This is a genomic window from Scytonema hofmannii PCC 7110 (assembly GCF_000346485.2).
Taxonomy (GTDB): Bacteria; Cyanobacteriota; Cyanobacteriia; order Cyanobacteriales; family Nostocaceae; genus Scytonema; species Scytonema hofmannii.
On the sequence record NZ_KQ976354.1, the window covers coordinates 8691307 to 8704381 of the forward strand.

5 protein-coding genes and 1 pseudogene are annotated in these 13075 nt (G+C 41.1%); 5 read left to right on the plus strand and 1 reads right to left on the minus strand.

Features of this window, described 5'->3' with window-relative positions; translation table 11 throughout:
• Positions 1-96: 96 nt before the first annotated feature.
• Positions 97-1527 carry an MFS transporter gene (locus WA1_RS36840; protein WP_017746761.1) on the minus strand — a complete coding sequence of 477 codons (1431 nt, stop codon included), beginning with the start codon at positions 1525-1527 and terminating at the stop codon, positions 97-99.
• Between the two features lie 848 nt (positions 1528-2375).
• On the opposite strand from WA1_RS36840, the gene WA1_RS36845 reads away from it, so the two are divergent.
• From WA1_RS36845 to WA1_RS36870, 5 genes and pseudogenes are all read left to right on the plus strand, one after another.
• Positions 2376-4853 carry an adenylate/guanylate cyclase domain-containing protein gene (locus tag WA1_RS36845; RefSeq protein WP_017746762.1) on the plus strand — a complete coding sequence of 826 codons (2478 nt, stop codon included), beginning with the start codon at positions 2376-2378 and terminating at the stop codon, positions 4851-4853.
• Between the two features lie 7 nt (positions 4854-4860).
• The gene (locus WA1_RS36850; protein ID WP_017746763.1) at positions 4861-6306 is read left to right on the plus strand and encodes a mechanosensitive ion channel family protein; all 1446 of its coding nucleotides are present in this window, start codon (positions 4861-4863) and stop codon (positions 6304-6306) included.
• A gap of 130 nt (positions 6307-6436) precedes the next feature.
• Positions 6437-7524 (plus strand): annotated as a pseudogene (locus tag WA1_RS61955) (fatty acid desaturase).
• A 15-nt stretch (positions 7525-7539) separates the two neighbouring features.
• Positions 7540-8037, plus strand: a complete 498-nt coding sequence (locus WA1_RS36865; protein ID WP_017746765.1) for a hypothetical protein — start codon at positions 7540-7542, stop codon at positions 8035-8037.
• Positions 8038-8479: 442 nt separating this feature from the next.
• On the plus strand, positions 8480-13072 hold the full coding sequence (locus WA1_RS36870; RefSeq protein ID WP_017746766.1) for an nSTAND1 domain-containing NTPase: 4593 nt from the start codon (positions 8480-8482) through the stop codon (positions 13070-13072).
• Positions 13073-13075: the final 3 nt, after the last annotated feature.

Below are 13075 nucleotides of genomic sequence, written 5' to 3' on the forward strand. Positions count from 1 at the left end.
CCCGCCATTAATACAGGACGGGCGGGGACGCCCGTCCCACAATATGGGATGGGACGCCCGTCCCACAATATGGGATAATCTATTTTCTAGAAATCCCTAAATTTCGACTTCTGAAACTAATGTAGGCTGAGATTTAGCAGGTAAAATATTTCGTACAATGTCAACAAGTGACTGGCTGCGTGGTTCTTGAACAAAGAGCAAAGGTAGCAGAGCAATTAATCGCAAAACAGCTGAAAGAGCAAACAGTCCAGGTAAACCTCCAATCATATTTAGCCCAGCTATAAAGCCACCAACAGTTGACCCTAGACCTCCACAGACTCCAGCAACAGCTGCGGCAATAGCAAAATACTGTGAAGGACGATCTAGTGGTGCTACTGACATTTGAATGTTGCTGCTGCACAACTCAATTGCTGCCATAGAACCACCAGTCACTATATGGATTGTTGGTAACAATATCCATAGAGAAACTGAATCAGCACCAGCAAACAGCCAAAATATTGGTGTAACTGCTATCAAAATACCAACTAACAATAGAAGTGGACGATTTCCCATCCTGTCAGCCAACTTACCCCACAGCACTAGCAGGACTAAGTTTGCTCCAGCCGCTAAGCTGGTGTAAAGCGTGACTGTACTTAGATCCAAAGCTAAATCTCTCATCATATAAAGATTAAAGAACGGAGCGCTAAGGTTAACGGCAAACGTCCAGAGTCCTAAATACAGTAGTAATTTGAGATAGTTGATGTCTTTAAAGATACTAGTCTTTTGAGGCTGACTGTATTTGTTTTCCTGTTGATTGGGTGAAGTGTCAACATGAGTCACTTGCGGATTGATATCTTGCATCCAAAACTGACATATCAAACTTGCGATCCCAACCACAACTCCACCCAGCAACATCACACCAAAACCTTGAATTGTGCCACCTGGCCAAACGGATATGCCAAAGCCAAGCAGTGGTACACACAAGAGGTTTGTTAGGCTTGCAGTACTATTGCGAAAACCAAAATATCTGCCCCGTAACTGTTTGGGAACTAAAGCAGCCATCCAGCTAAACCAGGCTGACGAACCTAAAGCTCCTAACACGTTAGCGATAAAAATGATACTTAATGTCCAAGTAACTAGTTGATGGTGATGGTGATTGGACGAACCCATCCACGCAATACCTAACAATAAAGTCAGCCATAACAGCCTGGATGGACCATAAATGCTTAACACATACCAATGACGGCTGTTAGTACGATCTGCAATCAATGCTCCTAGTGGTTGTAAAAAGTTGACTAGCATGGGAATTGATGACAGCAAACCAATTTCTACCGGTGTTGCACCTAGTTCGAGTAGAAAGTTCACCAGCAAGACGCCACTAGTAATGTTGGAAAAGATAGTGGCTAAGATACCATCCATCGTGGATGCCTTCAGGCTAGTCCTTATGGTTTGTTTAGGAATTTTTGCGATCGCATCGGTTTTTTGTGTAAATGCCGATCTAGGAAGAGGTTCCAGTGCTTCTAAAGTAGGAGAAGATAAATTGTTCACTATAATTGGTTATTAGCTACAAAATTAGACGAGCAAAGACTGACCATACCAGTGCTAGAATTTCTAAATTGAACGCTAGCGCGACCATTACGAACTGAGTAACACTCAGCAGTATGATACATTTCTCAATCTACCGAAACATAAATAAAAAGTAAAATGCTACTTAAGTATGAAATGCAGTTTCTAATTGTTTATTTTTATTAAGCTTTTTGAAGAATGCAGATGGGATGGTTTGGTTAACAATATTTGAGGTATCAGAACCCCGGTTTCTTAAAGAAACCGGGGTTCTAATTTCCTTCATCAAATTTCTTACCCTTGCTCCCTATTTTGGTCATCTATAATATAAGAACCCAACGCTAGCGAGACAACGGTTATGCTCTCACCCAATCTCAAAACTGCGTTACCAACAACAGATGAACTAGCCAGTTCAGACGATTCACCTGTGGATAATGAAGACCTTTAGTCAAGCTTTGAACACGATTGCACGATCCAAATGAGGGCAATATTTGGGTGGATAGGGATATAATGCTGTGAAACGCTTTTTTGCGCGTGGTTTCAACCTGACTTTTCACGGGAAGTTATCAAACCACGAAACAGCGGTTGCTTGGGAGCATCCAAATGCCGCGAACAGTCAGGTTTTCAATAGGTTTTACAACGTACACGAGTTACAAAATGAGAGGGGTAGAGCCACATTTCCTGGTTGCACTACTAAAAATCTTATGGATTTCTAGAAAACTTCTTGTAGACTAGGTAAAGCCAGTAATTTCTCTTATTTCAACCTTTTAAAGGAATGAATAACTATCAGCCTGTACTATGCTCTTTAGGGTCAGCCAAAAATCATAACGAATATGCAGCTAGTCATCTTTAATCGGTTGACCATCAAATCTAAACTTATTATCGTAGTCTTGTTTGCCAGTATTAGCTCGATTTTGATAATTGCCTATCTAGGGTGGCAGATGGGTAAACGATCGCTAACTGAGTCTGTTTCTAACCAACTTATCACTGTTCGCGCTGCTAAATCCGCCGAAATCAAAACTTACTTTCAAACTCTACGAAACCATATTAAAACCTTGTGTGAAGACCGGACGATTGTTGCGGCTATGGTGGATTTTCATCAAGGATTTCGGGAACTGAATGAGAAATCAATTCCGCCAGAGTGGGAGCGGTCTTTGCAAAATTATTATGAAAATAAATTTTTTCCTAATATTTCTGACAAAGTTTCTGGAGAACTCCGTTTTAACAGTTATCGTCCTGTAAGCCAAGCTGCTAAATATCTCCAGCATTACTACATTGATGCTAATTCCTATGCTTCGGAACAAAAAGCTCAACTTTTAGATGCTCGTGATGGGAGTGTATACAGCCGCTTTCATGCTCAATATCAACCGTTATTTCAAAATCTAGTTCAGAGTATGGGCTATGGCAATTTATTACTAATCGACCATAATACAGGAGATATCATTTACTCAGTCCGCAAAGAACTAGACTACGGCACTAATCTCAACACTGGTCCCTACCGCACCAGTCACCTAGCTAAGTTGGTAGCAACTGTGCGTCAAACCTTCGATCCTGGGACAATTCAAATCACTGATTTTGAGCCTTATCGACCAGTCTATGATTCCCAAACGGCGTTTATCGCTGGTCCCATTTATGACGGTTCCAAGATGGTGGGAATTTTAGTAGTGCAATTATCCGTTGCTGAAATTAACCGCATCATGACCAGTAACCAAAACTGGATGAGTGAGGGTTTGGGAAAGTCAGGGGAAGCTTATTTGATCGGCTCAGATTATCGGATGCGATCGCCCTCGCGATTTGCACTCCAAGATCAACTAAACAACATCCAAACTCTAGAAACAGAAGCCGTGCGAAAAGCCCTGGCAGGTGAAACTGGTACAGGCAACCTCAAAGATTATCGTGGGATCTCGGTACTCACTGCCTATGCTCCTTTAAAGATTGGCAATCTGAAGTGGGCAATCTTGGCACAGATGGACATGGCTGAGGTCTTAGCCCCCGTGAACAATCTACAGTTGTGGCTGTTGAGCGCCAGCACAATTTTAATTGTTCTGTTTACATTTTTGAGCATCATTGTTTCTTATTTTGTGAATCGCCCCATCGCCGCCATTAAAGAGGGAATTCAACAACTGCAAGCTGGAAACTATAACACCACAGTTAATATTAATGCTGACGATGAATTTGGAGAATTAGGGCGGGCATTTAATGCAATGGTCATTAGTTTAGGTAAAAAACTAGCAGAAATCGACCAAAAAAATCAGGAAAACGAAGCTTTGCTGTTGAATATTGTGCCGTTGACCATTGCCCGACGCCTCAAACAGGGTGAGTTGCTAATTGCTGACCATGTGAAACACGTCACTATTTTGTATGCACGTGTGGTTGGTATTGCCGAACTTAGTCAACGACTCCCACCAGCAGAAGTAGCCCAACTGCTGACTCGCTTATTCCATGAATTTAATGAGGCGGCGGAACGCTTTGGGCTGGAGCGTAAAAGTACAATTGATACGGACTACATGGCCGTCTGCGGACTGACAATTCCCCGACTGGATCACGTCAAACGCACCGTTGATTTTGGAGTAGAAATGTTGAATATTCTGCATCAGATGGAGTTGGGACAAGATTTAGCTTTGGGGTTGAGAATTGGTATTCATACTGGTTCGGTAACGGCTGGAGTAATAGGTACTAAGAAATTTGGTTACAACGTTTGGGGCGAATCGGTTTATTTAGTCATGCGCTTGTATACTCAAGCAGAACTCAATAGCATTGTGATGACTCGTGCTGCCTATGAGTGGGTGGCAGACTCTTACACTTTGATACAATACCGCTCGATGCACATTGATAACATTGGCGAGGTAGACACATGGATTTTGGTGACTGCTGCTAAGATGTCAATGAGCAAAGTTGACTTGGTGCAATCAACCTTTGCAAAAGTTCAGCCGATCGCTGATACCGTCGCCGAACTATTTTATCAACGACTATTTGAATTAAGCCCCTCTTTGCGACCTCTGTTCAAAGGGAGCATGGAAGATCAACAACGCAAGCTGATGAGTACACTAGCGATCGCAGTTGAAGGATTACGCCAACCGCAAGCAATTATCAAGGCTGTGCAACAACTGGGTAAGCGACACGCCGATTACGGAGTGATGGCACAGTATTACGACGTGGTGGGGGAGGCTTTACTCTGGACACTAGAGCAAGGGTTAGGGGAAGCATTTACCCCCCAAGTTAGGCGAGCTTGGGAAGAAGCCTATAAATTTTTGAGTGAAATTATGAAAGATGCTGCCGCTCAAGTAGAGCATCAAAATATTGGGGTTTAAAATAATCATGCACCAAGATATTTTAACTTGGGCAATTGCCTTGATGTTGGGGGTTCCTGCGGTGGCGATCGCTCTCAACGAAGTCATTGAGCGATTACAACGGCAGAATATACTGTTAGTAGAAACACTGCAACATCTGCGGAATCTAGTGTTGCCCTTTCTGACTGCATGGCTGGTGCTGCGTCAGATTCTCACTCTCGAACCTTCAGGAAACTTGGTACGTGCAAGCGAAACTCTATTTTGGATTGCAATTATCTACACCGGATTATCTTTTATAAACACAACCCTGACAACCCGCAAAAAACCCAAAGTTTGGCAAATTCGTGTACCAAATCTCTATCTGTTGCTAGCAAGGGCATCAGTTGTATTGCTCATTGGGGTACATATCCTTTCTAATATCTGGAAAATTAACTTAGCACAAATTACGGCAGCTCTTGGGGTTGGTTCCCTAGTGGTGGCGTTAGCTCTAAAAGATACCTTAGGTAATCTAGTTTCAGGTTTCCTGCTACTCTTGGAGAGACCTTTTGAAGAAGGAGATTGGATAAAATTTTCGCATCGAACAGGCACAAGTTTTGACGGAGAAGTCATTGAGATGAATTGGCGATCTGTTCGCCTGAGAAACCGAAATAGAGACATCATCGTCATCCCAAATGCAGAACTTGGACAAACAACTTTTGAAAACTATACTTTACTGAATTCCATCCATGCAGAAAGGGTTTTTGTCAAGTTTTCTCATAATGATTTGCCCAATCAAGTTATCGATATTTTGCAAAAAGCTGCATTAGAAACTCCAGGAATTGTTGCCGATCCAGAACCTAAGATACGTATCAAGGAATATGGGGATTTTTTCATTAATTATGAGATGAAAGTATACATCAATGATTATCCCAAGAAAGATGATATAAGAGGCGATTTATTAAAACGAATTTACTACGCTATCAAGCGTCACAAATTAACAATTCCCTTGCCGACCCAAATGGAATATTCTCTTGATGAAGCTTTGTTAAAAAGCGAAGTTCCACAAGAAAGAGTATTGGAATACTTGGAAGCGCTGCCTTATCTTGCCTTTCTCGACCCTAGTACTATCAATAAACTTGCTCGTAGCGCCATTGTTGAAGAATACGGCGTAGGTGAATGTATTATCAAAGCAGGAAATCTCGACAAAGGCTTTTTTATTCTTTGGGACGGATGCGTTTGTCTCTCGATAAAAAACTCTCAAGGTAAAGAGCAAGAAGTATTTCGTTTGGAAAGTGGGGATTGTTTCGGTGAAATGTCACTCTTAGCAGGACAACCCAGTTTAGTGAGTGTCACAGTGGTTCAAGATTTACAGGCGATCGTGATTTCAACAGAGGTAATTATTGACCTGGCAGAACATAGTGCTAAATTTGCCTTAGAAATCAACCGCTTAATTGAGGAGCGAAATAAGGCAATTAAGTTAATTCAAGGTGGATAATATCAATTACTCATGATTTAAACCTGACGGGGCGACAAAGTAGCTTGAAAAGCTTATGAGGTAAAGTGTGTAGCAATTCGTGGTAAAAAAAGATAGGTCTACTTTTGTCAACAAGACCTATCTAATGACAATGTTACCTCCATTCTATCAAACACATTTAAAAAGTCAATTTAGCCCAACGGAATACTTGTTGTTCACTATTTTAATTAATGTTTTACAGTCAATTAAAAAAGTGAGTTTAGAAGCTATAGCAACGGCTCTACCAATTCCCATTCTATTTGAAAGCAGAAGAAAGAAATTACAAAGATTTTTGTCATTACCCAACAAACGATTGAAAAGATTTGGTTTCCAATTGTGACTACATGGTTGTCAACATATTTTCAACCGGACGAAATAATTTATGTAGTCATCGATCGCACTGCATGGGGTCGCATTAATTTATTTGTAATTAGCATCGTTTGGGATAAAAGAGCCTTTCCTATATACTTTGAGATCTTATCCAAGTTAGGAAGTAGCAACATTGATGAACAAAAAACGTTGATATCTCAAGTCTTACCCTTGTTTAAAGGTTATAAAATTTGCGTATTAGGAGACCGAGAATTTTGTTCAATCAAACTAGCAACTTGGCTCAGAGAGCAAGGTCTATCTTTTTGTCTTCGTTTGCAAAAGAATGAATTTATTGAAGTTCAACATAATATTTGGAAAGAATTAAATGATTTAGGCTTATGTCCAGGAATTTCTTTGTTTTTACAAGGAGTTAGGGTGACTAAACAAAAAGGATTTAGCCATTTCAATATTTTTATACCAGTTGCTGAGAGAGCCGAAGTCATTAGCTCCACCCGTTGGCAATTAGCTGTTTATGTAGTAGCGATCGCTCTGTCAATTGCATTCAAGCAGCCTTGGTTTGTGCTTTATTGGCTACTGCCGCTAATTGTCGGTCAACCTATTCTGCGTTTTATTTTACTGGGGGAACATACAGGTTGCTCTCTAGACGCTAATCCCCTGACAAATACGCGGGTAACACTGACCCTATGGCCTGTGCGATTTTTGATGCGGAATATGCCATTTCACGCAGAGCACCATTTGTATCCATCAATTCCTTTCCACGCACTGCCTAAAGCCCATCAGCAGTTGAATTCATACTTTACCCACGTCGATCAAGGTTACATCAAAGTCAACCAAGATATTATAGCTAAATTGGGACAGTTAGAGGCATGACGAAACCTCTTGAGCTTGTTGCATTCTGCCGAGGCGCTGTGTGCTTTTTCAAATCCCACTGTCAATTCCTACAAACGAATCAACGCCAAGGTTACTACTTCAGGGGCAACTTGGGCACCCAGTACCATTACCTATAGTGGTAATAACCGCACTCATGCAATCCGCATTCCTGATGTTGACCGCTTCGAGTTTCGTCTCGCTGATGGTGCGGCTAATCCCTATCTACTAAGTGCTGCACTCATCGCTGCGGGACTTGATGGAATTGCCAACAAGCGCGATCCTGGATCGCGTTATGACAACAACAGCTATACAGATCCACAAACAAGCTATCAAGTAAAACAGTTGCCGTCAAACCTATTGGATGCTTTACGCAGCCTAAAAGCAAACACAGTTCTACCCCAAGCTCTGGGAGAGCGGTTCACGGCAGCTTATTTAAAATTGAAACATCAGGAGTGGAATAACTACAATAGTTGCATCACCCCTTGGGAACTGGAAAATACTTTAGATTGCTAAGCTAAAACACATTTAACTTGCATATTTTGAAGGTTTGATAAAAAGCACCAAACTCTTCTCTCTCTTACTCTGCGCCCTCTGCGCCTCTGCGGTTTAATATGCAAATTAGATATGGAACAGCTTAGCAACTAACGGGTAAACTAAATCTCTGCAAATCTATACAAAGTGCAAGAGAAGTGTCTTTAGAGCAATTTTCGCTCTTATTAGATTACATGGAGTGGGGTGGGCGTCCTCGCCCGCCCTCTATGATGTACGGGCGGGGACGCCCGTACCACAAGAGCAAAGTATGGTTCATTTAAATAGGTCATCTTCGGGCGGGAAAGGAGTAATTGCGTAATTTTTATGTTATCTAATGATATTTATGCATAAGTTGATTTTGCCTAACACTATTTAAATATACAGGGAAATAAATATATTAAGCAGTTCTTAATAACTTCTAATTATGTCCAAGCACGAGTTTCAGCGTAATTTTGCCGTCATTATCGGGATTAATGATTATTCAAATGGCGTACCACCGTTAGAAACGGCTGTCCCTGACGCTCGCGAACTTGCTCGGATTCTAGAAGATTACAAATACACTGTGCGGCGGCTTTTAAACCAAGATGCTTCTCTGGAAGGACTGAACCAACTACTTGCTGCTTTTCACGCACAGAAACTACCTCTTGCTCAAGAAGTAGATCTCAATGAAAATGACAGGATCGTATTTTACTTTGCCGGACACGGTCTTGCTCTGGATGCATTGGAAAATGAAGAAGGTCCTGCGGGTTATCTTGTACCTGCTGATGCTGAGTCAGGTCATATTAGTACTTACCTACAAATGCAGAAGTTACATAATGCTCTGCTGGCTCTACCTTGCAGGCATTTATTAGTTATTCTTGATTGTTGCTTTGCAGGTGCATTCCGTTGGTCAAGTCACAGAAATGCCATGCGTTTGCCAGTTGTCTACCAAGAACGTTACGATCGCTTCATCCGAGACAGAGCTTGGCAAGTCATCGCATCTGCAGCTCACGACCAAAAGGCTTTAGATTTTGTAACATCTCGTGGAACGGTAGAACATCACTCTCCTTTTGCTGCAACACTGTTTCAAGCGTTACGGGGTGATGCTGATTTTTCTTTACCAGTTCAAGATGGCAGAGCAACTGGGGATGGAGTTATTACAGCAACAGAACTCTACTTTTATTTGCGGGAGAAATTGGAAACAACGACTGAAAAACTCCACAGCCGTCAAACTCCTGGTTTATATCACTTAGCAAAACATGACAAAGGAGAATACATTTTTCTAGTTCCCGGTCACAAATTGAACTTACCATCTGCTCCTAAATTAGATCCCAAGAATAACCCTTACCGAGGTCTAGAATCTTTTGATGAAGCTCACAGCGATCTGTTTTTTGGCAGAAAGCAATTGACAAAAGAATTGAGCTTCGTTGTGTGCGATCGCCAATTGACAGTAGTACTGGGAGCTTCAGGAACAGGTAAATCCAGCCTTGTGAAAGCCGGATTATTACCTCGCTTACGTAAATCTACTACCCATCAGTGGCATATTCTCAACCCCATTCGTCCCAGCGCTTTCCCCATAACTGCGCTTTTTCAAGTTCAAAAACAACTCTCAACCGAGAAAGAGAAAAAATTGTCACTGCTTGATGCTGTCACTGCTTGGTGCAATGCCAATCCTCAAAAGAAACTACTGCTTGCGATCGACCAATTTGAAGAATTGGTTACCATGTGTCAAAACGATAAGGCGCGATCGCAGTTTTTACAAGAACTGGAACAAGCACTTACCCAACCGCAGTTTCATATTGTTATAACGTTGCGCTTGGACTTTGAACCACAGTTTTTAACATCTGCTTTTCCCGGTCGTTGGATGAACGCTCGATTTATGATACCGCCAATGACTCAAAACGAACTTCGAGAAACGATCGAAAAACCAGCAGCAGAACAAGTGCTTTATTTTGAACCTCCACAATTAGTAGAACAATTAATTAATGAAGTTGTACAAATGCCAGGAGCACTTCCGCTACTTTCTTTTACTCTCAGCGAACTTTATTTAAAATATCTGAACCGAAAAGGTGACAACCGCGCTTTAACAGAAGAAGATTATAACGAACTCGGAGGAGTTGCAGGCTCACTGACCCGTAGAGCAACCCAAGAGTATGAAAATTTAATACAAATGGACTCAATGTATGACTACACCATTCGTAAAGTTATGTTGCGAATGGTCACTGTCGATGGCGGTGCAATGGCTCGCAGACGCGTACCGTTAGGTGAACTTGAGTATCCCAATGCTGAAGACAACGAGCGAGTTAAGAAAATTATTCAACGTTTTACGGATGTTCGATTGATTGTGAGCGGAAAAGAACCCAATGGGGATGCTTATGTAGAACCAGCTCACGATGCTTTAGTGTTGGGATGGAATCTCCTGCAGAAATGGAAGGACGATAAGCGTCAAAATGAGAGTTTAGTGCTACGTCAACGTCTGACACTTGCAGCTAATGATTGGGACGATCGCGATCGCAAATCGGATTATCTATGGAGTCGTGACCCCCGCATTGCCGTATTGGAAAAAGTTCTAGAATATCCTCCCCAGAAGAACTGGCTAAATCAGCTAGAAACAGAATATGTCAAAAGTAGCATTCAAAAAAGACAAGATGAACTTGAAGAAGCTAAAGAGCGTTTGCGAATTTCACAAGAACAACAGCAAATTTCTCAAGCTCGCCTATTAGCAACTCAAGCACAATTGATACAAAGAGAGGATATTAGTTTACTGCATTTGAGTACTTTGCTAGCTGTTGAATCTATGAAACGTTTCAACAAGCTGGAAATGAGATATCTTTTAGCGGATCAAACTCTACGTCAAGGGCTGGTTTTGCTCCCACGCTCCATCGCTCGGATAAGTAAACAGAGCAAGCAGAACTATAATTGTTCAAATTCATTAGCCTTTTGTTCTGACGGCAAATATATGGCGATCGCGAATGATGCCATACGAATATTAGAAGTAAAAAGCGGTCGAGAAGTAGCAAGTATAGAATACGAAAAAGATTTAACAGTTGCCACTTTAAGCCCAGATGGTAAATATGCTGCTACTTGTTGTCAAGATGGAGTTGTCAAGATTTGGAAGTTAAAAAATCAACAATTAATTGCACAAATAGTCCGTGCTGAAACTGTTCAGAATATTATTTTTAGCCCAAAGAGCCAATATATAGTTATCGTAAGTGGTGGTTTTAGAGGTGTATGGCAATTGACGGATTCGCCCGAAGTCATACCTGTAGGATTGCCATTGCTAAAATTGCCGGATTTTTGTAGCGGTCAAGATCCGATTTCTTTCAGTCCAGATGGCAATTATTTAGCGGAATTTGTTGAAGATAGCCCTGGTTCTGGAGAAGGGAGAAGACAAGTTTGGCAACTTTCTCGTAGGCGGCGAATCATCAACGAAACAGTCAATTTATCTTCACCAACTAGCTCTGAACTCAATATGGCGGTTCGTGAAAATATCGATGACATGACATTTAGTTTAGATAGTAAATTTTTTGCTGCAACAGTCACTCTTACGACTATTAAAGTATGGAAAATACCTAGTGGCAGAGAAGTGATGACTGTGGAGCATAATGCATGGATTAATACGATTGGAATGAACTTCAACGGTCAGTACGTAGCGGCTGGAGATAGAAAAGGAGAAGCAGTTGTTTGGGAAGTCCCTCGCGGTTATCAAGTGACACACATAAAAGATAACCCTACGACTTGGTTGGGTCGTGTTGTTTTTAGTCCTGACGGAAATTATTTGGCTACTGTAGGTAAGGGATTTAACAAAATTGCTAGAGTGTATCACATCTTTCGCGGTCATGAAGTTACACGCCTGCTCCACGAGAATTATGTTGTCAATATCGCCTTTAGTCGAGATGGTAAATATATAGCAACTCAGGAAGATAGCAATCCAGAAAAAGGACATACTGATACTATAAATCTATGGCAGATTGTTGATGACTTTGATGGCAAAACTGCGATCGAGCTTGATATGGAGAACTTCGTCAATAGCATTACTATAAGTTCTCGCGGTAAGTACTTGGGTATGACTTGCAGTCAGGCTCATGGTTTACAAGTTTATGACATGAATCCTTATCAGGAGGTAAGATTTATCAATCATGAAGGAGCGCATTATGCTGTCTTCAGTACAGATGAAGAATTGGTAGCGACAGTTGGTGAGGATCGAACGGTAAGACTTTGGGAACTAGCTAGCGGTCAGGAACTGCTAGCAATGGAACATAATGCACAAGTTATTGCGATCGCATTTAGTCAAGACACAAAACTTCTAACTACATTAGTTCATTTGACAACTTTATATAAAGATAATCTTGAAGTTTTAGTTTGTGATGTTATCATTTGGGATATCACAAATTATAAACAAGTAAATCGATTAGAAACTAAAAAAATAGTCAGTATAAGCCCAGATGGACAATATTTAGTAATTCTTCCTAAAAATTCAAATTTTCAAGAGAAAACTTTGTCGATTATAAAAGTTTTAGGAGGAGAAGAAGTTACACGTATAAAACTAGAAAATGAAGAATTAAGTGAGTTTACCCTGAGTACAGATGGAAAATACTTAGCTGGTTTTGGTGGATTTTATGGTTCGGATACATCCGTAGACAGTGATGGTTTCATCCAAGTGTGGGATTTATCCGGTGAAGAAGTCTTACCGATTCTAAAACTGGGTAGATCGGTGACAAAAGTAGTTTTCAGTCCGGGGAGCCGCTTCTTAGCAGCAGCCGTGGGTGGTGATACCGTCAGAATATGGGATTTGATAAGCAAGCAAGAAGTATCACGTATTGAAGTTTATGGAGGTATAAATCATATTATTTTTAGCTGGGATAGCGAACACTTCGTGACTGTTAATTGCTTAAACAAGGTTCAGATCTGGAATTTACAACCAGAAGTTTTGATTGAAGAGGTTTGCAGTCGATTGACTTGCAATTTAACTTTAGAAGAGTGGGACTTGTATTTGGGAAATGAACCTTATCAAAAAATTTGCCCCAATCTTCCGTAAAGT

Excerpts from the sequence above, each read along its gene's own strand:
- WA1_RS36870 (WP_017746766.1), top strand. The coding sequence starts at position 8,480 with ATGTCCAAGCACGAGTTTCAGCGTAATTTTGCCGTCATTATCGGGATT.
- WA1_RS36850 (WP_017746763.1), top strand. The coding sequence starts at position 4,861 with ATGCACCAAGATATTTTAACTTGGGCAATTGCCTTGATGTTGGGGGTT.
- WA1_RS36845 (WP_017746762.1), top strand. The coding sequence starts at position 2,376 with ATGCAGCTAGTCATCTTTAATCGGTTGACCATCAAATCTAAACTTATT.